The organism is Kordiimonas aestuarii, assembly GCF_025574465.1.
GTDB lineage: Bacteria > Pseudomonadota > Alphaproteobacteria > Sphingomonadales > Kordiimonadaceae > Kordiimonas > Kordiimonas aestuarii.
On record NZ_JAOBPP010000021.1, the window covers coordinates 200,965 to 223,058 of the forward strand.

Annotated in this window: 25 protein-coding genes; 11 read left to right on the top strand and 14 right to left on the bottom strand. The window is 57.6% G+C overall.

What is annotated here, in order from left to right; translation table 11 throughout:
* Nucleotides 1–32 precede the first annotated feature (32 nt).
* Nucleotides 33–959: a prephenate/arogenate dehydrogenase family protein gene (locus tag OEU85_RS13535; RefSeq protein WP_262692034.1), complete on the bottom strand. Its 927-nt coding sequence runs from the start codon at nt 957–959 to the stop codon at nt 33–35.
* Nucleotides 956–2,059: a histidinol-phosphate transaminase gene (gene hisC / locus OEU85_RS13540; protein WP_262692035.1), complete on the bottom strand. Its 1,104-nt coding sequence runs from the start codon at nt 2,057–2,059 to the stop codon at nt 956–958. Before hisC ends, OEU85_RS13535 begins: the two co-directional genes overlap by 4 nt.
* Nucleotides 2,060–2,256: 197 nt before the next feature.
* Between hisC and metX the strand changes: the two genes are divergently transcribed.
* On the top strand, nt 2,257–3,402 hold the full coding sequence (gene metX, locus OEU85_RS13545) for a homoserine O-acetyltransferase MetX (RefSeq protein WP_262692036.1): 1,146 nt from the start codon (nt 2,257–2,259) through the stop codon (nt 3,400–3,402).
* Entirely contained in the window at nt 3,395–3,994 is a 600-nt protein-coding gene (metW, locus tag OEU85_RS13550) for a methionine biosynthesis protein MetW (RefSeq protein WP_262692037.1), read from the top strand. Before metX ends, metW begins: the two co-directional genes overlap by 8 nt.
* Before the next feature lies 1 nt (nt 3,995).
* Here the strand turns inward: metW and rraA are convergent, their stop codons facing one another.
* Together rraA and OEU85_RS13560 are read right to left on the bottom strand one after the other, a co-directional pair.
* Nucleotides 3,996–4,502 carry a ribonuclease E activity regulator RraA gene (rraA, locus tag OEU85_RS13555; RefSeq protein ID WP_262692038.1) on the bottom strand — a complete coding sequence of 169 codons (507 nt, stop codon included), beginning with the start codon at nt 4,500–4,502 and terminating at the stop codon, nt 3,996–3,998.
* 49 nt (nt 4,503–4,551) lie between these two features.
* Nucleotides 4,552–4,764 carry an SMc00767 family acetate metabolism repressor gene (locus tag OEU85_RS13560; protein ID WP_262692039.1) on the bottom strand — a complete coding sequence of 71 codons (213 nt, stop codon included), beginning with the start codon at nt 4,762–4,764 and terminating at the stop codon, nt 4,552–4,554.
* 219 nt (nt 4,765–4,983) lie between these two features.
* Here OEU85_RS13560 and OEU85_RS13565 point away from each other — a divergent pair, with 219 nt between their 5' ends.
* A complete protein-coding gene (locus OEU85_RS13565; protein WP_262692040.1) occupies nt 4,984–5,643 on the top strand; it encodes a glutathione S-transferase family protein in 660 nt (219 codons plus the stop codon).
* Here the strand turns inward: OEU85_RS13565 and OEU85_RS13570 are convergent.
* The 3 genes from OEU85_RS13570 to OEU85_RS13580 are packed head-to-tail and all read right to left on the bottom strand — an operon-like array spanning nt 5,640 to nt 7,796.
* On the bottom strand, nt 5,640–6,380 hold the full coding sequence (locus OEU85_RS13570; RefSeq protein ID WP_262692041.1) for a class I SAM-dependent methyltransferase: 741 nt from the start codon (nt 6,378–6,380) through the stop codon (nt 5,640–5,642). The two genes, OEU85_RS13565 and OEU85_RS13570, sit on opposite strands and share 4 nt — an antisense overlap.
* Nucleotides 6,370–7,614 carry an alpha/beta fold hydrolase gene (locus OEU85_RS13575; RefSeq protein ID WP_262693025.1) on the bottom strand — a complete coding sequence of 415 codons (1,245 nt, stop codon included), beginning with the start codon at nt 7,612–7,614 and terminating at the stop codon, nt 6,370–6,372. Before OEU85_RS13575 ends, OEU85_RS13570 begins: the two co-directional genes overlap by 11 nt.
* Nucleotides 7,615–7,616: 2 nt before the next feature.
* Nucleotides 7,617–7,796, bottom strand: coding sequence for a hypothetical protein (locus tag OEU85_RS13580; protein ID WP_262692042.1), 180 nt, complete (start codon nt 7,794–7,796; stop codon nt 7,617–7,619).
* Nucleotides 7,797–8,005: 209 nt separating this feature from the next.
* Here OEU85_RS13580 and phaR point away from each other — a divergent pair, with 209 nt between their 5' ends.
* A complete protein-coding gene (gene phaR / locus OEU85_RS13585) occupies nt 8,006–8,596 on the top strand; it encodes a polyhydroxyalkanoate synthesis repressor PhaR (RefSeq protein ID WP_262692043.1) in 591 nt (196 codons plus the stop codon).
* 96 nt (nt 8,597–8,692) lie between these two features.
* Nucleotides 8,693–9,874, top strand: coding sequence for an MFS transporter (locus tag OEU85_RS13590; RefSeq protein WP_262692045.1), 1,182 nt, complete (start codon nt 8,693–8,695; stop codon nt 9,872–9,874).
* Here OEU85_RS13590 and OEU85_RS13595 read toward each other — a convergent pair.
* The 4 genes from OEU85_RS13595 to OEU85_RS13610 are packed head-to-tail and all read right to left on the bottom strand — an operon-like array spanning nt 9,867 to nt 13,437.
* Nucleotides 9,867–10,523, bottom strand: a complete 657-nt coding sequence (locus OEU85_RS13595; protein WP_262692046.1) for an ABC-type transport auxiliary lipoprotein family protein — start codon at nt 10,521–10,523, stop codon at nt 9,867–9,869. The two genes, OEU85_RS13590 and OEU85_RS13595, sit on opposite strands and share 8 nt — an antisense overlap.
* The gene (locus OEU85_RS13600) at nt 10,520–11,491 is read right to left on the bottom strand and encodes an MlaD family protein (RefSeq protein WP_262692047.1); all 972 of its coding nucleotides are present in this window, start codon (nt 11,489–11,491) and stop codon (nt 10,520–10,522) included. Before OEU85_RS13600 ends, OEU85_RS13595 begins: the two co-directional genes overlap by 4 nt.
* Nucleotides 11,492–11,509: 18 nt before the next feature.
* Nucleotides 11,510–12,295 carry an ABC transporter ATP-binding protein gene (locus OEU85_RS13605; RefSeq protein WP_262692048.1) on the bottom strand — a complete coding sequence of 262 codons (786 nt, stop codon included), beginning with the start codon at nt 12,293–12,295 and terminating at the stop codon, nt 11,510–11,512.
* Nucleotides 12,296–12,297: 2 nt separating this feature from the next.
* Nucleotides 12,298–13,437 carry an ABC transporter permease gene (locus tag OEU85_RS13610; protein ID WP_262692049.1) on the bottom strand — a complete coding sequence of 380 codons (1,140 nt, stop codon included), beginning with the start codon at nt 13,435–13,437 and terminating at the stop codon, nt 12,298–12,300.
* Nucleotides 13,438–13,574: 137 nt separating this feature from the next.
* Here OEU85_RS13610 and OEU85_RS13615 point away from each other — a divergent pair, with 137 nt between their 5' ends.
* Nucleotides 13,575–14,981 carry an MmgE/PrpD family protein gene (locus OEU85_RS13615; protein WP_262692050.1) on the top strand — a complete coding sequence of 469 codons (1,407 nt, stop codon included), beginning with the start codon at nt 13,575–13,577 and terminating at the stop codon, nt 14,979–14,981.
* A gap of 36 nt (nt 14,982–15,017) precedes the next feature.
* Nucleotides 15,018–15,833 (top strand): nucleotidyltransferase family protein, encoded by an 816-nt coding sequence (locus tag OEU85_RS13620; RefSeq protein ID WP_262692051.1) that lies wholly within the window; start codon nt 15,018–15,020, stop codon nt 15,831–15,833.
* 190 nt (nt 15,834–16,023) lie between these two features.
* Here OEU85_RS13620 and OEU85_RS13625 read toward each other — a convergent pair whose 3' ends face one another.
* Entirely contained in the window at nt 16,024–16,200 is a 177-nt protein-coding gene (locus OEU85_RS13625) for a hypothetical protein (protein WP_262692052.1), read from the bottom strand.
* A gap of 89 nt (nt 16,201–16,289) precedes the next feature.
* Between OEU85_RS13625 and pip the strand changes: the two genes are divergently transcribed.
* Nucleotides 16,290–17,255 (top strand): prolyl aminopeptidase, encoded by a 966-nt coding sequence (pip, locus tag OEU85_RS13630; RefSeq protein ID WP_262692053.1) that lies wholly within the window; start codon nt 16,290–16,292, stop codon nt 17,253–17,255.
* Between the two features lie 85 nt (nt 17,256–17,340).
* Complete coding sequence (locus tag OEU85_RS13635; RefSeq protein WP_262692054.1) at nt 17,341–17,787, top strand: copper chaperone PCu(A)C; 447 nt, start codon at nt 17,341–17,343, stop codon at nt 17,785–17,787.
* A 3-nt stretch (nt 17,788–17,790) separates the two neighbouring features.
* Here the strand turns inward: OEU85_RS13635 and hemH are convergent, their stop codons facing one another.
* Nucleotides 17,791–18,798 (bottom strand): ferrochelatase, encoded by a 1,008-nt coding sequence (gene hemH, locus OEU85_RS13640; RefSeq protein ID WP_262692055.1) that lies wholly within the window; start codon nt 18,796–18,798, stop codon nt 17,791–17,793.
* Nucleotides 18,799–18,913: 115 nt separating this feature from the next.
* Nucleotides 18,914–19,951, bottom strand: a complete 1,038-nt coding sequence (locus OEU85_RS13645; protein WP_262692056.1) for a succinylglutamate desuccinylase/aspartoacylase family protein — start codon at nt 19,949–19,951, stop codon at nt 18,914–18,916.
* Between the two features lie 166 nt (nt 19,952–20,117).
* Here OEU85_RS13645 and OEU85_RS13650 point away from each other — a divergent pair, with 166 nt between their 5' ends.
* Both OEU85_RS13650 and OEU85_RS13655 read left to right on the top strand, forming a co-directional pair.
* Nucleotides 20,118–20,750, top strand: coding sequence for a cation transporter (locus OEU85_RS13650; protein WP_262692057.1), 633 nt, complete (start codon nt 20,118–20,120; stop codon nt 20,748–20,750).
* Between the two features lie 10 nt (nt 20,751–20,760).
* Entirely contained in the window at nt 20,761–22,050 is a 1,290-nt protein-coding gene (locus tag OEU85_RS13655) for an MFS transporter (protein ID WP_262692058.1), read from the top strand.
* Nucleotides 22,051–22,094 lie beyond the last annotated feature (44 nt).

Consider the following 22,094-nt stretch of genomic DNA (forward strand, 5'->3'; position numbering starts at 1 on the left):
AAAGGCCGGGACACCCGGCTTTTCACTAATCTTCAATCCTCGTGCGGGCGGCCGAAGTCGGCCTTGGCGTCGTCCTGCCCGGCGTCGATAATGCGGCGGCGGATCTCCCGCGTGCGGGTGAAGAGATCAAAGAGCGCGTCGCCGTCACCCCAGCGAATGGCGCGCTGAAGTGCTGTCAGATCCTCGCTGAAACGTCCCAGCATTTCCAGCACCGCGTCCTTGTTATTGAGGAACACGTCGCGCCACATGGTTGGGTCAGATGCCGCGATACGGGTAAAATCCCGGAAGCCACCAGCAGAATATTTAATCACCTCCGAACGTGTCACTTCTTCAAGGTCGGACGCCGTACCCACGATATTATAGGCGATGAGGTGCGGGACATGGCTGGTGATGGCCAGCACAAGGTCATGGTGCCGCGCCTCCATGATCTCAACTGTGCTGCCAAGGCCCTGCCAGAAGGCGGTGAGCGTCTCAAGCGCATCCGCATCCACCCCCTCCGGTGGCGTCAGGATGCACCAGCGCCCGTCAAAGAGTGACGCGAACCCTGCTGCCGGACCAGATTGTTCCGTACCTGCCACCGGGTGGCCGGGGATCAGATGGGCATGGGCCGGCAACAGGGGCTCCAGCGCCCCAAAAACACTTTCCTTCACCGACCCAACGTCAGAAATGATAGCGCCTTCAGCAAGACCGGGCGCCATCGCCACACCAACTGATGCCATCGCGCCCACTGGAACGGCCAGGATAACAAGCCCGCTTCCGGCCACGGCTTCCACCACGCTCGTGTGAAAGCTGTCGGCAATGCCAAGGCCTTCGGCTTCCTTGATCACTTCCTCATTCGCGTCTGCGAGTGCAAGGTGCCCCGCAAGTTTGCCGCGGCGAACCGCCCGCGCGACGGAAGAGCCAATCAGTCCGGCGCCGATGATCGTGATACGGTCAAAAAGCGGGGTGCCTGCCATCATGTCCGCCCCTCCTGCGAGCCATTCATAAAGCCGGAGATCAGGGCCATCACGGTGCGGTTCTGCTCGTCGGTTCCCACAGATATGCGCAAGTGTTTGGGCAGGCTGGGCAGCGCGCGCACTAGATAGCCGTTCCGGGTCAGATATTCGTTACACTCAAGCGCGGTAAACGGACTCTCGTCAGGGAATTCCACCAGTACAAAATTTGTCTCGCTTGGTACAACATCCAGACCAAGGGCGGAAAGCTGCGCCGTCATCCAGTCTCGCCATTCGTTATTGTGGCGCACGGCGGCGTCAAGGTGCTTCTGGTCACCGACCGCCGCAAGGGCCGCTACCTGGCCCGAAAGGCAAACATTAAACGGCATGCGCCAGCGGTTGAGTGCATCAATAACCGCGTGTGGCGCATACAGCCACCCAACCCGCAGGGCCGCAAGCGCATACATTTTTGAGAACGTGCGGGTCATCACTACATTCTCGGATGCTTCCACAAGCGCTTCCCCGGCTTCATAATCCGATGCGGTTACACACTCGGCATATGCCGCATCAAGGACCAACAGCACATGGTCAGGCAGGCCCGCATGCAACCGCTCAACCTCGGACCACGGCAAATAGGCGCCGGTGGGGTTATTGGGGTTGTCGATGATGACAATCTTTGTGCGCTCGGTCACCGCCGCCAGGATACCGTCCACATCGGCCGCCCAGTTTTTGTTGGGCACTGCCACGCCCACGGCCCCCGCCGCCTGCGTCTGGATCGGGTAAACCATAAAGCCATACTGGCTGAAGATCACCTCATCCCCGGGCCCCGCATACGTGTGGATGAGAAGCGTCAGCCCTTCGTCGGAGCCTGCACCACAGATGATGTTCGCGGCCTTCAGGCCATGCACGTCGGCGATGGCGTCCCTGAGCTCTGCTGACGCGGGGTCGGGGTAACGCATCACGCGGCCTGCCGCCGCCTTGACGGCATCCACTGCCTTGGGGCTGGGACCAAACGCGCTTTCGTTGGCGCTCAGTTTCACTGGCTCCTTGATACCGTGCACATGCGCGCGACCCGGAACATACGCGTTCAGGTCCATGATCCAGTCATGTGCTTTAGGCGCGGGCATCGTTGTCTTCCTCTGGTAAAAATCGCTCGTTTCAGCCCCTTCTCAAGCCGTTCCGGGGCGGTTTAGAGTTAATGGGACACCGAGCCAAAGGCAAAGGAAAGTTTCCTAATGCCTCAAGTTAGATTAGGAAGATTGACAGACGCGCGCGCGGGGGCTTTTCTGTGCGCCCGATTTTGGCATGAATGCAGGAGCGACAGGTGAACAAGGGTGCAGGTAAAACCGCTGTACTTTTTGAAAGTGACGCGCTGACGCTTGACAGCGGCGCCGCACTGTCACCTGTGACCGTGGGCTATGAGACCTATGGCACCTTGAACGCAGACGCCAGTAACGCCGTGCTTATCTGCCATGCCCTCACTGGCGACCAATACGTCGCATCAAACCACCCCATCACCGGCAAGCCCGGCTGGTGGGAACGGCTGGTAGGGCCCGGCAAACTGATCGACACCGACCGGTATTATGTCATCTGCTCCAACGTGCTGGGCAGTTGCCTTGGCACCACCGGCCCATGGGCAGACAATCCAGCAACGGGCAAGCCGTGGGGGGTAGACTTCCCGGTCATCACGGTGCGCGACATGGTCCGGGTGCAGGCTGCGCTGATCAGCCACCTTGGCGTGGATAGCCTGATGATGATCATCGGTGGTTCTATGGGCGGCATGCAGGTGCTTGAGTGGCTAACCACCTTCCCCGAGCGACTGCATTCCGCCGTGATGCTGGCAACTGCGGCGCGCCATACAGCACAAAACATTGCCTTTCACGAGGTGGGGCGCCAAGCCATTATGGCAGACCCGAACTGGCAGGACGGCCGCTACTATGAACATGAGGCGAAACCCGCCAAGGGTCTTGCGGTCGCGCGCATGACCGCGCATATCACCTATTTGAGCGAGGATGCCCTGACCGCCAAGTTTGGCCGCAACCTGCAGGAACGCGAAGCCGTGACCTTTGGTTTTGATGCTGACTTTCAGGTGGAAAGCTACCTGCGCCACCAGGGTTCCACCTTCGTGGACCGTTTTGACGCCAATTCATATATCTATATCACCCGCGCGATGGACTATCTGGACATTGCCGCGCGCCATCAGGGGCGCTTGGCCGACGCCTTCAAGAGTGCGGCCCATGTGCGCTGTTGTGTGATCAGTTTCACAAGCGACTGGCTGTACCCGACGGTGGAAAACAAGCGCATCGTGCATGCCCTGAATGCCGCTGGCGTGCCTGTCAGCTTTGCCGAGATCGAAAGCCCCTTTGGCCATGATGCTTTCCTCCTGGACGTACCGGAGATGGACCATATGCTGAACGGTTTCGTTTGTGCCGCCGCCCGCACAAGAGGGCTGGAGGACAAAGATGCATAATCTGCGCCCGGACCTGAAATTGATCGCGGATATGGTGGAACCCGGCAGCCGTGTGCTGGACGTTGGCTGTGACGACGGCGCGCTACTGGATTATCTGGTGCGCGAGAAAAAGGTGGATGGCCGGGGTATCGAGATCAGCCAGCAGGGTGTGAACGACTGTGTGGCCAAAGGATTGTTTGTCATTCAGGGCGACGCGGACAATGACCTCGCGGAATATCCCGACGGCAGCTTTGACTATGTGATCCTGTCGAAAACCCTGCAGGCGGTGCACCGACCGCAACTTGTGCTGTCGGAACTGCTGAGGATCGGCAAACACGCCGTAGTGACCATCCCCAACTTCGGCCAGTGGAAAGTACGCATGAGCCTTGCGCTGCGCGGCCGCATGCCGGTGACCAAGGCGCTCGACAAAACATGGTACAATACGGACAACATCCACTTCTGCACCATCCTTGACCTCTTTGACCTGATTGAGGAACAGGGCTTCCGCGTGCGCGAGTTCGTCCCGCACACCGAGGCTGGCAAACGCCTGAACCTCAGCCCTCGACAGGCCAACTGGTCCGCCGATCAGGCGCTGTTTTTGTTGGAGCGATAAACTAAAGGCTTGGCAGTTCTTTGGCAATGACGACGCCGTCAGCGTCGGCGATGACCCAGTTGCCGGGATGCACGGTCACACCGCCGATGGCGATTTCCACATCCACCTGGCCGCGACCGAGCTTTTCACTTTTCTGTGGGCAGGCGCCCAATGCCTTGATGCCAACATCCTCACGCGCAAGTTCATGCTGGTCCCGCACACGGCCATAGATCACGACACCTTCCCAACCGTTTTTGGCAGCGAGGGCAGCAAGATTACCCCCCAGAAGCGCCACACGGCTTGAGCCACCGCCGTCCACCACCAGCACACGGCCTTCGCCTCTGGTTTCGAGGAGCGCACGCACCTTGGTGTTGTCATCCAGGGTCTTGAGGGTCACCGCAGGCCCCGCGAAATCAAGTCTACCGCCATAGTCGTGAAAATCGACCGGCAGGACGGAGACAGCGTCACCCACTGCGTCACACACGTCAGCGGTGGCGAGTTTTGGTGTGATGATCTTGCCAAAGGGCATGATATTCGTCCGTCCTGCTGTCAGTCTCTTTTACCTGTTCCCAGGAGTACTAATCCTGCTTGTGGATAATTGGCACAAGCATGTCACCCCACGCGCCCTCTTCGTTATGATAACGTGACGCGCGCATCAGTTCGACGGTGACCCCCTTACCCACGGCAGAGATTACGGCATCGTTCAGGCGGTGCAGGGCATTTGCCACCTGCCGGATCGCCATTTCCTTGTCGTCGCTCATCGTCGATTCTTTCGGGGTCTCGTTCGTCATGGGGCTCTCCGCTTTTGACACGATTTTGAATAATTTTATGACCCAGACAATATTAAACACGCAATAATAATACAAGGCGTTTCTGATTGTCCGGCCCGTAAGGCAAGCTAGTTTGCCGCGCTAAAATGACAATGCCGTGGCATGCCATCTGGCACAATCGTGAATGGCGTGACATCCGCCTGCCCGTTAGCATCCTATCATAACAAAAGGAGGACAAACATGACTGATCGTCGGGTTAAGCATCGGGCTGGCATGGTGCTTTATGGCGCGAAGGGTGGCGGCTCCGCTATCATCGAAGCACAGCTTGACATAATCGGCAAACCCTATGAGCGCCACTACCTTGACTGGGGCACCCTGCACAATCCGGAAGGCATCTTGGCACAGGTGAACCCCATGTGCGAGATCCCCACGCTTTTGTTACCAAACGGCACAGTAATGACGGAAACCGCCGCCATCACCTTGTGGCTGGGGGCCAAATACCCGGAAAATAGCCTCGTGCCAACGCAGCAGGACTCGCAAGAGTACGGTCTATTCCTGCGGTGGCTCATTTGGCTGGTGGCTGGCGTTTACCCCACGTTCACCTTTGGCGACCACCCCGGGCGCTGGCTCGCAAACGCTGATAGCGCTCGTGAACTCAGGACCGCAACCGACCGGCGGCGCGAGACGCTGTGGCAACAGCTCGAAACCGCAATCACTCCGGCTCCATGGCTGTTGGGCGAAAGAATGACCGCACTGGACCTATTCCTCGCCATCATGACGCGCTGGCGGCCCCGGCGAGACTGGTTCAAAGAAAACTGCCCAAAGCTTCATAGCGTAGCCACCCGTGTGGACGGCCTGCCCTCGCTCAAAGATACGTGGGAAAGAAACCTATTATCCTAGGCGCCGGCACCCGCTCCCGGGCCGGTCAGCACAGGCATCGCACGCACTCTCTTGGGGGTTTTCGGCAATGCACCATAAACCTGTTTACGCGCGCTGACAATCAGCACCCCACCCAGATTACGCCCAAGCGCATGCACCACCCGTTCGCCATATCGCACCAGTCGCGGCCCGCCTGGCCAACCGAACGGTGGCAGCATCAGCGCCGTGTCCCACCCCTCCGGCGGCAAGAGCTGTTCACTCATCAGGTCATATAGCTGGCTGCGGGAATAAGGCCTGCCGTGACCAAAGGGCGTGGTATCAAGCGCTGACCAACTGCGCCGCCTGTTCGGGACAATAAGGACAACCTGCCCGCCTGGCGCAAGCACCCGCCACAGCTCTCGCAACAGATGCTTCGGTCTGTTGGCGTGTTCCAGCGAATGCGCCAACACCGCACGGTCAACACATGAATCCGGCAACGGCAGATGATATTCCTCCACGAGAGTTGTACGTGTGCCGTGTGTGTCAGGCCAATGGCAAACACCCTGCTGCGCCGGCATGAACGCGAGGTAGCGACAGTTTTCATCCGCTTCAACCGTGGCAAGGTGATCAAGGTATGGCAGCGCGAAACCAAGCCCGAGGGTCAGAGAGGCGGTGCGCGGTGACAGAAGGTTCTGGACCCGGCTTGCAATGATGGGGGCGACCGTCTGGCCAAGGCGGCTACCATAAAAGCGAAACAATGTCAGAACCTCAGGCCGCATGCCTTGCCTCCTGTGCCCGCAGCCAGCCAACAAGCGGCGCCCATAAGCCGCGCGCAGCTTTTGAACCCACCATCATACCTACGTGGCCCGCACCGGGGTCATGTGTCGTGGCGCTCCTCAGCTTGCTTACCATGGCATAAGCACTTTCCTGCGGCACAAGGCGATCAGCACGGGGGGCCGCCACCCATACCGGGCAGGTAATATCCTCAAGCCGCACAGCGTCGCCCCCCACTTGCCACACACCCCGCCCCGGCTCGTTTTCCATATACCAGCCCCGGATGACATCTTTTGCCACCTGCCGCGCCAGCGGCGCGCCGGTATTGGCCCATGTCTCAAGCGCGATAAAAAACTCCGCCGCCTCCGACGCAGGATCAAGCGATAAAAAGCGCCGAAACTTACGGTCGGTCAAAGTGGGGTCGACACTGGTAAAAAAGACCTGCAGCATATCAACCGGCACCGGCATGCCCTCTGGCAGGCGGTCCAGCATGTCAGCCATCACATGAGCGTAGCGCCGACCCGCGTGCGGGACCTCGCTTGCGAAATCCCACGGTGCGGCAACAAGCGCGAGCGCGGAGACCAAGTGCGGTGCGCGCGCCGCAAGCGCCGTACACAGCGTGCCACCCATACAGTAACCAAGCACAGGCGCAGGGCCGGCACCGACCGCCACGATATATTCGAGGAAAGGCAGTGCGCGTTTCATAACATAGTCGCTGACGTCAAAGCCCAGTTCTTCGTCACCCGGCTCAAACCATTTCAACAGGAACGGCCGATACCCCTGGCTTTTCAGGTATGCGGCGATGCTGCGACCTGGCTTTAGGTCCAACACGTAATGCGGGTTAACAAGGCTTGGCACCAACAGGACCGGCTGCCCGTCACCGCCAAAATCATACAGCTCACATTGGCCCACCCGGTGGCACAATTCCGGCTCAGAGCCAACGCGGGCATAAGGATGGCTGATATAGCGGCTGATACCCGCCAACACGTCATCACCACGGGCCGCTGCTTTCTTTTTTACCGCACGTTGAAACTTTTCCCGCGTCTCGTCATCAGGTAAACAGTCGCGCAAGAGGGCGATATCGGCTTCAAGTGACGGATGCCAACCACCCGCGTTCTCCATCAGGCGCTGTGCACCGGCGGGCGCCTGTTGCCAGATGCTGAGCGCATTCGACAGGTGCAAGGACATCGGCCTCGGCCCCTTGATGTGCCTGACATCCATCCGGTCTTTCCCGCCCATACTCACTTGGCGTCCCCTTCCGGTGACGTCCACGAACTGCCGGCCGTCGCGCCTGCCGCGTCCAAAAGCATCGCCAGTTCCGTTGGGGTCAGCAGCTCTTTCTCCATAGCCCAAAGGCGGATATTTTCCTGCCACAGGCTCAGGAACACGTCGGCGGCTTTATCGATGTCTTCATCAAGCATGACAAAATCCCTACAGGATGGCGCGCCAGCGACAAAAGCATTTTCTGTGTGCAAATGCACAATTTTCCTTGCGGCAGCGCATCAAATACCATTTAATTCGCTGTTCGAATAAGGATTTATACGTTTCTTGCGCTGCAACGGGCAAGCAGGCAAGAAATGAAGCCGCACCACACTGTGGTGCGGTGCCGGGCACAAAGGGTGGAAGTACAATGGCGCGTAAAAAGCGTGAGCCGGGCGAACCAATCGTCATAAAAAAATACGCAAACCGTCGGCTCTATAACACCGAGACATCCAGCTATGTAACGCTCGACCATTTGGCAGACATGATCAAATGCGGCGAGGAGTTTATCGTACATGATGCCAAATCGGGTGCCGACCTGACCCGTACCGTGCTGACGCAGATTATTTTTGAAAAAGAGACCAACGAAAAGAACATGCTGCCGCTCTCGTTTCTCAGGCAGCTTATCAGCCTCTATGGCGACGGCCTGCAAGCCATGGTGCCGACGTATTTGCAAAGTGCGATGGAAGTGTTGACCCGCAACCAGGACCAAATCCGCCAAGCCTGTGGCGATGCGGGCAACGCCAGCAATTTCATGCCGATTTTTGAGGAAATCGCGCGGCAGAATATGGCACTTTTTGAAGAAAGCATGCGGGTATTTACCAGCCGCACAACGGGTAAAACCGCCCCCACCGCCGCGAAGCCGTCCACCGCTCGCACAGCCGAGAAGGATGAAAAAATTGCAGCGCTTCAGGCGCAACTGGCCGCCCTCAAGGAAAAAGTTGACGCACTGTCGAACTAGGGATGGCCGCTCTCGCACTGCTCCCGACCTTGTGATTCCACTCGCGCTTAAAAACGCTATGCTGTCCCTGCCCTCAACCCTGCAGGATGTTTTTGCATGCCCGTGATTATCTTTGCCGTGTTTATCGACCTTCTGGGCTTTGGCATCATCATTCCGATCCTGCCGTTCCTGACCCTTCAGTACGGCGGCGATGCGCTGGTTGGCGCAGCACTCATGTCCATCTATTCACTGACAACTTTTCTGGCAGGGCCTCTGTGGGGACGGCTTTCCGACCGGATAGGCCGGCGACCGGCGCTCGCGGCAACATTTTTTGGCTCGACCATCGCCTATATCATGCTTGCCTTCTCAGACAGCCTTGCGATGCTGTTTGTAGCCCGTGCCATGTCTGGCATGATGGCGGGCAATGTGGGTATTGCCATGGCCGCGATGTCTGACCTGACGGACGAAAGCAATCGTGGCCGGGCCATGGGCCTGATTGGTGCAGCTTTTGGTCTTGGCTTTGCTTTTGGGCCTTTTATCGGCGGCTTGCTGGGCAGTGTCGGCGGTGAGCCCAATGTCTTTATCCCCGGTCTTGCGGCCGCAGGTTTCTCCTTCACAGCGATGTTTCTGACAGCGCGCTTCATGCCGGAAACCAGCAAGAAGAAACAAGCCTCATTCAATGAAGAGGGCCCGGCAGCCGCGCCACTGCCGCATTGGACGACAGTTTTGCGCGCGCCCGGGGCGCTGGCGCTGTATGCCATGTTTTTCATTGCCGCCGTCGGACAAAGCATCTGTTTCGCCATCACGCCCTTTTGGGCAAACACCACGCTTGGCTGGAGCCAATCCCAGGTCGGCTTTCTGCTTGCGGGAGTCGGTCTTTGCGTGGCGGCAATTCAGTCAATGGCCGTTGGCCCGCTGTTTCGAATATTTGGCGAGGTCAAGTCTCTCCTGCTGGGCGCCGCAACGCAGTTGGCGGGCCTTGCCCTGCTGTTTGCCGGACCTGTCCATATGGCCACAGCGATCATCGCTTTCCCAATGGTCATGAGTGGCCTGACCATTTCGTTCCCGGCACTCAACAGCCTTGTGTCACAACGGTCAGACCGCCGAATTCAGGGTACGGCTCTTGGTCTTTCGTCTGGCGTTTCCGCCCTTGGCCGCGTTTTCGGACCGATAAGTGGCGGCTTCATCTTTGAAGGGTTTTCAGCCTATACACCCTATCTGGCTGTCGCGATGACCGGCGCAATCATCTTTGGGTGGGCGATGCATGAAACCCGGCGCGTTGCCCGCCTGACTATTTAACCGGTGCCCTGCAGGCATCGACCTGATCTTTCAGCCACAAGCCCATCTCGTCGGCCGTCGCCGCCATCGCGCGGTTGAAAGCCGTCATTACCACGTCGCCGTCTGTTCCCTGCACGGACATGGACCGGGTGAATGTGGGATGGCTGATAAGTGTGCTGTCGCTCAGCCGCACAAGGGACATCTCGATCGCAATCTCGACCTTGTCGCCCCCGACGTCACCACCTGGCACAAACTCAAGCGCCCAGACCTTGGTGCCCAAACGGCAACCCGCGTGGATATCAAGACCACCTTCGCCAATCATATGAGCACCTGCCTTGTCGCCCAGTGCACGGGCAACATAGTCCCGCACCAGTGTACTGAGCGGCGCCGACCAACGCGCACCCTTAAGCGTGCTGCGCCTTTCGCCCGCCAGCGCCACAGCGATCTTTTGGCCCGCTAGACCATCGGCCATATGTGGTTCATCCACATAAATAACCGGCGCGTCATCGCCATTGGTATGATAGCCGCCTGGGTATTTCAGCGAATACACCGTGTCGCCGGGCCCATCACCACCAAACGAGATAATCGGCCCACAACCAGACACCGCGGCTGCGGAAGCCAACAATAGGGCACCCCCGTAGCGTCGAAGAAGCATAGATAGTTTTATCATTTTTTCTTCTCCTCTTCCTTGCGGGTCTTGAGGTCATATTTGCTTTCCGCCGGCCCAAACAGCACCTCGCCCGGGTTGCGCTCAATGCGCGTTACGAGACGCGACAGACTGCGCGCCGTGCGCCGGAGATCAACGATCATGCGCGTGACTTCCGGCAGGCTGCCGGCAACAAACTGGGTGATATTTTCCTCGTTGGCATCTACCAGCCCGTCGATGCGGTTCAGGGTCGTCTCCGCCGCGTTGACCGCCTTCACCGCCTCGGTGATCAGCAAGGCTGCATCCTCGGAGAGCAGCTTGTGACCACTATCGGCCAGTTGATTGAGCTTTTGTGTCGTTTCGCCAATTTGCGCCATCACGCCGCGCACGTCCGACATCAGCCTGTCGAGGCCCTGTGTGCCCGCGGCCAGGTTGGCGGCAACCTGATCGGCATTATCCAGAATGGTGCCTACCTTTTGCAGATTTTCGTCGCTCAGGAGCTTCTGAACCTGCTGGATGGCGAGGATCGCCTCATTAATCAGGTTTGGAGCGCTCTCGTAAAACTCCATAAGCGGTGAAGCTTCAGACGGAATAACAGCACGCTCTCGCCCCTCCTTGGGTGTCAAGGGTGTACCACCTGAAGCGCCACCCTTGAGCTCGATATAGGCAACACCTGTCAGCCCCTGGAATTCAAGCCTGGCGGTTGTGGTTTCCGTCACTGGCACTTCGTCCCGCAGCCGGACAAGCACATGCACTTTGCTGCTGTCATTCTCCGCCACCCGAATGTCCCGCACATCTCCGACGGGGATGCCGAGATAATAGACGATGCTGCGCTTATAAAGGCCCGAGACGGTGCCGTCGAAATAGATATCGTAATCCTGATACTCGGCATCCAGGTCCACTTTCGCGATCCAGATCGCAAAGGCAATAAGACCAGAGAGAAACGCCAGCACAAATGCACCAACCAGAATATGTGAAGCCCGTGTTTCCATCGCTTGGAGCGCCCCTGCCTAGCCTTTACCTATGCCTGCGGCCCTAGCCCGCGGACCACCAAAATATTCCTGTACCCAAGAATGATCAAACTTGCGCACTTCATCAAGTGGCGCATTTATCAGGATTTTTTTATCACCCAACACTGCCACACGGTCGCATACCCGCGCGAGTGTGTCGAGGTCATGTGTCACCAGAAAGACCGTAAGGCCGAGCGAACGGCTTAGTTCAAGCACCAGTTGGTCAAACGCAGACGCGCCAATCGGGTCCAGTCCCGCCGTTGGCTCATCAAGAAACAGAATGCTGGGGTCCAATGCCAGTGACCGGGCGAGCGCCGCCCGCTTGCGCATGCCGCCAGAAAGATCAGAGGGGAACTTGACTGCTGCATCAATCGGCAAGCCCGCCATGGTGATTTTACTGAGCGCAAGATCATCCATCAGATCCTGCGACATGTGGAAATGTTCGCGCAGGGGCACTTGAACGTTCTGCGCGACCGTGAGGGAGGTAAACAGCGCTCCGTCCTGAAACAGCACGCCCCAGTCCCGCCGCGACAGACGGTCTTCCTCGCCGCTCATTTCCGCTTTGTCACGCCCGGCGATCTCGATCATGCCTTCAACCGGGTTCAACAGGCCTACGATGGCGCGCAGAAGCACGGACTTGCCTGTCCCGGACCCGCCCACGACACCAAGAATTTCGCCGCGCTTCACATCAAGGTCAAGGCCATCATGAACCACATGCGCCCCAAAGGCGGTTTTAAGCCCGCGCACCCTGATCGCCATATCGCTAGTGTGTACTCCGGTACTCATCACTATAGCCCCACATTGGTGAAAAAGATCGCGAACAATGCATCAAGCGCAATCACCATAAAGATGGACTGCACAACAGCGCGTGTTGTGCGGCCGCCCAGCGAATCGGCACTGCCTTCCACACGCAAGCCATTATAGCAGCCCGCTGTAGCAATAATTGCGGCAAAAAACGGTGCCTTGATAATGCCGACCCAATAATGCTCAATCGTAATGACTTCGCGGAAATAGACGAGGAAGTTGGCCGGGGTAATGTCCAACTGAATCCACGCCATTACAGCGCCCCCGGCGATACCGACAATATCGGCATAAAAGCCCAGGAGCGGCAAACAGATCACCAGTGCCAGCAGCCTTGGCAGCACCAGCACATCCACCGGGTCCATCCCCAGCGTCTTCATGGCGTCCACCTCTTCGTTCAGCACCATGGAGCCAATCTGTGCAGTGAAGGCGCTGCCTGACCGGCCCGCAACGATAATGGCGGTCAGCAGGATACCAAGTTCACGCAAGTGCCCGATACCCAGCATGTCGATGACAAAAATATCCGCGCCAAACTTGGCAAGCTGGATTGCGCCCTGATTTACCGTCACCGCACCGATGAGGAAGGCGATCAGCCCCACGATGCCCATCGAGCGCATGCCAACGACTTCCATCTGATGCACCATGGGAACCAGCCGGATGCGAGACGGGTCGAGGAAGGCACCAAAAAGCCGAATCAAAATAAGACCAAGAAAACTGAGCAAACGGCCGCTTGACCTCAGCCCAAGGATTGTAGCCGTCCCCACCTGCAGAAAAGGGGAGAGATACCAGGCCACACTGTCTGGCTCAGTGGGCGCGGGTGGCGGACAACTGGAAATCACCTCCAGCAATACTTTATGGTCGGCCCCTACGCCGGTCAGGAGCGCGGCGCCGCTGGCCTCGATGCTTGCGGCATAGCGCCGGATCAATACCGCCCCCGTGGTGTCAAGCTGCGCAATCCCTGAACAGTCAATCACTGCGCCCGAGCCGCAAACGGCAACAGTTTTTGCCATTTGCGCGTCAATGTTTTCGGCGCTTTCAATGGTCCAGTCTCCGCGCAGGCGCACCATGGCCGAAGGCGTGCCCGCCTCAACCTTCACATTGTCGCCTGCAAAAAGTATGTCGGACACGCCGGGAACATCCTTGATTATTCGCGTGATACGCACCACATAGGCGCGCTCAAGGCTTTATCTATACTTGTAAATTTACTATAACTAACCTTGCCGATTATAGGTCAACAAACAACCCTTATAAGAATACGGGACAAATGAAAGCCGACACAGAGAACCCCTTGCATGCCTTTGCTGCATGGACGGCAACGGTACCGCATGCCTGGTCTGACATCGCGCGCACGCGGGCGCGCGATGCCTTTATTGATGTCACCGCGGTAATGATACCGGGCGCCAGAGAGCCCGTGACCGCGACCGTATACAAGCTGGCGCAGAGGTGGGGGCGCGGTGACTGCAATACCGTGGGGTTTTCTGGCGGCCTGTCTGCGCCGATGGCGGCGCTGGTTGGGGGTACCGCCGCCCATGCGCTTGATTTCGACGACAATTTTGACCCTGCCAAAGCGCACGCCACCGCTGTGCTCGCTCCGGCGCTTCTGGCAATCGCGGATGAGCGGGACGTAACAGGCGAGCAACTGCTGGACGCATACATCGTTGGCCTGCAGATGATCGGCCGGGTTGGCCAGGGAGTAAATCCCTTCCACCGCAGCCGGGGCTGGCACGCCACCGCTACCGTCGGTGCTGTGGGGTCCGCTGCGGGCTGTGCCCGCCTCTTGGGGCTGGATACGGAAAAAACTGCACACGCCATCTCATTGTCCACAAGTCTTGCGGGTGGTTTCATGAGCCAGTTCGGCACGATGACCAAACCTCTGCACGCCGGGCTGGCCGCAGCGGGCGCCGTGCAAGCCGCACTCTTCGCTGAGGCTGGAATCACCGCCGGCGACCAGACCCTGCACGGCAAAAACGGGATGGACACCCTGATGGTGGGACAGGACGTGGAAGACCTGCGCGCGATCATGGCCGACAAGGATGAATACGGTCAGAAGGTCCAGTTCGCGACAAAAGACATCGGCACGCCGCTACACATTGAAAAATATGGGCTGAAAGTCAAACGCTTCCCCAACTGTGGCAGCGTGCATCGGGCGCTGGACGGGCTTTTGGCGTTACGCGCCCAGCATGGCTTTGGACCAGACGACGTAACGGATATTTTTGTGCGTGCACCAGCCGCACACCTGCGCAACCTGATGTATGAGCGTCCGACCAACACAATGGAAGCCAAGTTCAGCCTTGAATATGGCCTGGCTGTTGGTCTCCTGAGCGGGAATGCAACGCTTCAGGATTATGAATCGGCGGCGATTGTTCGGCCCGAAGTGACGGCTTTATTGCCCCTCGTCCGTAAAGAGTATGTTGAAGCACTCGAAAGTGATTTTCCAACGGAAGTACATGTAACACTGAAGAGTGGCAAAACTGTTTACACGACCGTGGATATGCCCGTCGGATCAAGCGCCGCACCGCTCAGTGAGGCGCAGCTTCTGGAGAAATTTGACGGATGTGTCACAGGCCATGTAACGCGTGAGCATGCTGATGAGATCAAAACATCGCTGATGTCGCTGGGAAGCGAACACAAAGTTCGCACACTCATGACTTTGCTATCGAAGGCAAACTGACTTAAAATAAGAATTGAAGGGCAGAGGATACTCAAAATGACAGAGAAGAAACTGGCAACCGCCCTCGTGCTGGCTGCAAGCCGTCGCGGAGCGGAAGATACGGTCGCCAAGATTCAGGGCGTTAGCCACAAGTGCCTGGTGACCCTTGATGGCGTGGTAATGCTGGAACGCGTTGTGCGCGAGATGGTGGGCGCCGAAGGTGTCGGGCGCGTGTATGTCTCGATCGAGAGCGAAGCGCTGCTACGCTCGGTTCCTGCACTTGCCGACATGCTGGACCGCGGCGAAATTCATTATGTTGAAAGCGCAGAAAACCTGTATTTGTCGGTAGCCAAAGGTGTCGAGACGATCGACAGCCCGTGGCCGTTGATCATAACAACAGGCGACAACGCCCTGCACACCACCGAGATGATCAATCACTTCTGCGGCCAATTGTTTGCGGGCGGTGCCGACGCCGCCGTCGGCATGACACCTGCCTCGGTCATTCTGGAAACTTACCCGGACGGCAAGCGCGCGTTCCACAACCTCAAGGACGGAGGTTGGTCCAGCTGCAACCTTTATGCCTTGACCACGGACAAAGCGATGATCAGCGCCAAAATTTTCGAGGGCGGTGGGCAGTTCGGCAAAAAGCCACAGCGCATTCTCAAGGCGTTTGGCCTGATGTTCATGCTGTTGTATCGCTACAAGCTGGCAACGATCGACCAGCTTGCAGGACTACTGGGGCGGCGCTGGAAGCTCAGGGTTCAGGTGATCCGCATGCCTTTTGCTGATGCGCCGATCGACGTGGACAACCCTGGCGATTTTGCCCTGACGGAACGTATCCTGCGGTCCCGTCACGCGGCAGCGGCGGAATAGAAACAGCCTGTCCAAACTGCTGCCGGGGACTGCCCCCGACAGCTATCGCTTACATTTTCCAGCGAACCCGGCCGCCTTGGCAGGTGGCCTCAAACCTGACACGTTGACGTTCAAGACTGCTGGTAATGATGGATTCAACGATGTCGATTTGCTCATACCCAGGCACCCGGACACGTTGTACAACGCCCTGTTATAGCCCAAGGTCACAACTGAGATTAAACTCAAGCGCCCACACCTTGCCATTATGCGCGGTCCGATAATCAAAGCCCCCGTGGCCATAAGGCCAGATGTAATGGTTGATCTCTTCTGAGTAGGCAGCAAGCGCGTCCGGTCGGCCGCCGCACAAGCGCTTCTTTCCCGCGCTCACTTTTTGGTAACCCACAACACGCTATTCTTGTTTTCTTAACGCTTGCTGCGTATCCTCAATTGTCAGCAGAAAACGAGAAGGACAGCCCATTGCGCGCCGACAGCACGACAACGTTCCGCTCACTTTACCCCCCCATCGAGCCCTATATCAGCGAGCGCATTCCGGTATCGGGCGGGCACGAGGTCCATGTGGAACAGTCTGGCAACCCGCACGGCATTCCGGTGCTTTTTGTACATGGCGGGCCGGGAGGCGGCACAAGCCCGATCCAGCGGCGTTTCTTCAACCCATCAAAGTATCGTATTATCCTGTTTGACCAGCGCGGGTGCGGTAGAAGCCGTCCGCATGCCTCTCTTGAGAATAATACAACCCAGGACCTGATCGAGGACATGGAGGCGATCAGGGAATATCTGCGGATCAAAAGTTGGGTTCTGTTCGGGGGGTCGTGGGGCAGCACCCTGTCACTGCTATATGGCCAGGCCCACCCTGACCGGGTGCGCAGCATCATTCTGCGGGGCATCTTTCTTTCTCGCCGTGAAGAACTCGACTGGTTCTACAAGGAAGGCACACGGTCGCTGTTCCCCGAAGCATGGGCCCGGTTCTCCGGCAAGATACCCGAAGCTGAACACGATGACCTGATCAAGGCCTATTATCGGCGTCTGACCGAGCCGGAGTTTGAACGAGAACGCCTCACCTACGCCAAGGAATGGAGCTTATGGGAAGGTAGCACAGTCACACTTGTCCCGGATGAAGAACAGCGCACCCACTCGGTTGATCCGGTGTTCGCCCTCGCGTTTGCACGCATTGAGGCGCATTACTTCCTGCACCAGTGTTTCCTTGAGTGTGACGACCAGATCTTGCGTGACGCATCCAGGCTCAAGGACGTACCCATCACGATTGTGCAAGGCCGGTATGATGCCATATGCCCCCCCAAAAGCGCGTGGGATCTGGCTCAGGCGATGCCCTGGGCATCTCTTAAAATTGTGCCCGTTGCGGGACATTCCGCCTTTGAGCCCGGCATCCAGCATGAATTGATCTGTGCGACCGACGCCATCTGACCTAGTTGACACCTGCGCTGATCTGTCGCTTGCACACGTGTGGGATTCCCGTTACTCAGGCTTCATTAAATCCATGGAGACTATGATGCGATACCTGCTGTTAGCCTGCGCCCTATTGTTCACTAGCCCATCTGTCTACGCGCACGGGGAAGAGGGCCACGGCCTGAGCATTGAAAAGGCATGGGCACGCAAAACCAGCCGCACAGTCTCTGCTGCCGTTTACCTGATCATACGGAACGACACCCATAACCTTGAATATCTTCGCGGCGTGAGCACTGATATCGCTGACAATGCGATGATCCACCAAAGCCGCGAGGTGGATGGTATCATGCGCATGGACCACATGAGCGAGTTGCCAATCGCACCGGGCGAAAGCCTGGCTTTTGAGCCGGGCGGTTATCACATCATGCTGATGGGGCTCAACAAACCGCTTGAACAGGGCGATGTCTTCACTGTCACCCTTGATTTCGAGAATGCGGGGCAGAAGCCTGTCATCGTTGAAGTCACTGGCCTTATGGGGCTGCAGCAATAAGCCTTAAAGCCACCCCTGCAACTCACCCCTTGCTACCGCTTCGATCACGCGCATACCGCGGTCCGTGGCGTTCAGGCATGGGATGTAATGAAAATGCGTACCACCGTTCTCCATAAAGGTTTCGCGCAGTTCCATATTGATCTCCTCCAGTGTCTCCAGACAATCCGAGCTGAAGGCGGGTGCCAACACCGCAAGCTTTTTCACACCACCCTTTGCCAGCTTTTCTACTGTCTTGTCCGTATAGGGGCTGACCCACTCGGTAGGGCCCACACGCGACTGGAAACTGGTGATCAATTCGTCCTGACTTTTGCCGAGTTTTTCCCTCAGATAACGGCTGGTTTTAAAACAGTGGCAGGGATAGGGGTCCCCGTTATCCCAATAGGATTTTGGGATAGAGTGATAGGACGCAAGGATTTTTTCAGGCTGCCAGTCAATTGCCGCCAATCCATCCGTCACTGACGCGGCAAGCTCATCGGAGAATTCCGGATAATCCAGATAGGCCGGAACTGTACGCACCGCCGGTTGCCAGCGCATCTTCCCCATCACCTCAAATACCTTGTCGTAGGCCGTCGCCGTGGTGGTTGCACTATATTGCGGGTAGAGCGCGAACAAGAGGATACGGTCGCAGCCCTGTGCCCTTAGCTTCTCAAGGCCGCTTTCGATCGTGGGCTGGCCATAACGGAATGCCCATTGCACATGGGCCACGTCCCCGATCCGCGCCTGCAGTTTTTCGCCCTGTGCACGGGAGTGCGTCCGCAGCGGACTCTCGCCGCGTTCATAATCCCAGATTTTCGCATAGGCCTTTGCTGATTTTTTCGGCCGGAAGGTCAGGATAGGGCCATAAAGGATAGGCAGCCACAAGAGCTTCGGTGTTTCAATCACCCGCGGATCAGACAGGAACTCGGCAAGATAACGCCGCGTGGCCATATAGGTTGGCGCGTCAGGCGTACCAAGGCTTAGAAGCAGTATCCCGAGCTTTCCTTTTTTGATATCCGGGTGATTGTCAGTCATCTTGATCAGCTTTTCCGTTAGGGGATTGTTATGAGTGCTTTCCTACGACAGATTGGCCGTTCTGGCTCATAAAAAAAGCCGATAAGAGCAATCGTTGCGGCAACATGCAGCAACCTTAGTGCAATATCCGCACGAGCATGGCCCCCGCATCCCGCACCGGATCAGTCGCCACGGCCACAACAGCGCCGCTGACCGGCGCATAATGGTGCCTGAGCGGCCGACCAAAAGGATCGTAAAGAGTGGCAATCGGGTCGCCCTTTTTCACGTGGTCCTTCAAGTCCACCTCAATCACCGCAAGACCGCCCTCCCCAGCGTAAACATTGGTAAAACTGGACCCAACAACGGGCGTGGGGGCTGCCCTGTTTTCACCCTCAGCGAGGAAACCCTGCGCGTTAAGAAAATTCTCAAGGCCATTCAACGCCTTGTCAATCAGTCCAGCCTGAAATTGCTTCGGCCCGCCAATCTCGAATGTGACGGCAGGGATACCCTTGCGCACCATGCTGGTTTCAAGGGTTCCATCCTCACCGGGATCATTCTTGATCATGTCCGGCATCAGGGAAAAGGCCATCTCACGTACGATGTCATTGCGGAAGTCAGCGAAAACAAACAGGGGATAGCTTGTGCCTGTGGTCTGTGTGTGCAGGTCCACCACAAGGTCTGTACCCGGTAACAACAGGCCATGCCATAAGTGGTACGCAAAACGGGCTTCCGCGTCCCCGCGCTTCTCGGTCCCGGGAAAGGCGCGGTTCGGGTCACCACCCCGCACACCGAAGTAACGACTGTGCGCTTCCATGCCGGGCTGGTTAACACCTGGCACAGCGACAATGGTGCCCGACAGCTTTTCCGGTGACACCATCGACATCAGCCGATGAATGACGCGGATACCGTTCAATTCATCCCCGTGAACAGCCGCAGTCAGCAGCAACTGCTTGCCCGGCTTTACGCCCTTGAGCACGATAACAGGGACAAGCGACGGCACCCCGGTCGCACCGCGTCCGGCGTTAAAATAGAACTGGTGGCGCCCCGTGGCGAGCGCACTTGTATCCAGTTTGTCGATCACGGGTACGTCGCCAACCATGCCGCTGTCCGCATGGGCCGCGAAGCTGCACCAAAGCGAGAGCAAAAACGTCACGCGTGCCACCAGGCGGATCATAAACCGGTCTCCCTTCACAAAATCATGGCGTACATCATCGCAGAACGCCCCCCACGCACGCAATCATCAATCTAGCGCCCAAGTGGCATCAGCCTGGGATCACACAGAAATTTGGGTTGCAGTTCCCCCGCCGGTGATGCCAAATAAGGGGGAAGGAGTTAGCCTGATGGGTGCCAATTGTTGTCACAACGTGAAGTTTGAGGGCCTTGACCCCGCCTACAAACGTGCGCTGGTCCTTGTCATCCTGATCAATGCGGTCATGTTCCTGGTGGAAATGCCGATGGGCTATGTCGGGCAGAGTCAGGCGCTAAAGGCCGACGCCCTTGATTTCCTCGGCGACACCTGCACCTATGCGCTTTCGCTTTATGTAATCGGCAAGGCCGACACCATGCGCGCCAAGGCCGCGCTTATCAAAGGGCTCAGCCTGTCCGCCATGGGTCTATGGGTGCTGGGCTCCACACTCTATACCGTGCTGTACCTCAAGGAACCGCAAGCCTTTATCATGGGATCGGTAGGTGCGGCCGCGCTTGCTGCCAACGTCGCAAGCGTGCTGCTGCTCGTACGCTTCAAAGACGGCGACGCCAACGTACGGTCTGTCTGGCTTTGCAGCCGTAATGACGCTATCGGTAATGTCATGGTAATGGTCGCGGCGTCTGGGGTATGGGCTACTGGCACCGGTTGGCCCGACCTGATCGTGGCCGGGATCATGGCTAGCATTTTCCTCTCCGGCTCTATCGCAATTATACGGCAGGCGCGCACCGAGCTTGCACACCATCACCGTCACGCGGCTGCGGAATAGGCCGGGGAAGATGGAGCGCACACCATTCTCGCTTCTCGGTACCCGGCGCTTCCTTGCACTTTTCATTACCCAGTTTCTGGGCGCAATGAACGACAACCTGTTCCGGCAGGCGCTTATCATGCTCATCACCTACCGGATCGCCGACCAGATGTCGACCCAGCCCGCGGTGTTGAACAATCTTGCCATCGGGCTTTTCATCCTACCGTATTTTATCTTCTCCGCCCTTGCGGGCCAGTTGGCCGACAAGTTTGACAAGTCCCGCCAGATTGTCTGGATCAAACTGTGGGAAGTGGGTTTGATGTTGCTGGGTGCCCTTGCCTTTCGGCTTGAAAGCCTGCCGCTGATGATCGGCGTCCTATCCGGCCTTGGCCTCCAGAGCGCCTTTTTTGGCCCGATCAAATATTCCATCCTGCCGGAACTGACGAGCAAGGATGAACTGTTGGGGGCAAATGGGCTTATCGAGGCAGGCACCTTTGTTTCCATTCTTTTAGGGCTTCTCATCGGCGGGCTTTTGGTGCTGCAGCCAGGTGGCACCGACAAAATGGCCTATCTGATGATCAGCCTCGCGGTCATCGGCACTATTTCCGGCAGCATGGTGCCCCGCACCGGAGCAGCGGCACCGGACCTCAAGCTTAATTTCAACGTCTTCACGGCGACCGGCAGGCAGCTCAAGGCCGCATGGCAGCATGACATCGCGCGCCCAGCGATTATCTGCATCAGCTGGATATGGCTCTACGGCTCGATCTACATCACACAAATCCCGGATATTGTGAAAAACAGACTGGGTGGAGACGAGACGGTCGTCACCGTCATCATCGCCTGTTTCTCCATCGGCGTTGGTGTGGGCTCGCTGACATGCAGCCGCCTGCTCAAGGGCCAGATATCGGCCCGACTGGCGCGCCCCGCTCTTCTGTGTCTTGCAGCAACCAGCGTGCTGCTTTATCTGGCATTGCCCGGCGAAAATGGCGTTGATGCGACATCGGTGATTAACCTGCCCACATTCCTGAGCATCATTTCAAACTGGTTTGTGCTTGGGCTTCTTATTGCCGTCGCCATTGCCGCAGGTATGGTCATCGTTCCATTTTACGCCATCCTGCAGGACCGCAGTGAACGTAGTCAGCGATCACGCATGATCGCCGCCAACAATATTTTCAACAGCGGCTTCATGGCCGGAGGCACGATCATCGCCGCCATCCTCATCACCACCGGGCTGACATCCTCGCAAATTTTGCTGCTTTATGCATTTGCCAACCTGCTAATCCTGCCGATTGCGACCAAACTGTCAGATCGGCTAAAATGAAACAAACAAACATTCCCGCCTTGAAATTGATACATTTGAATCAA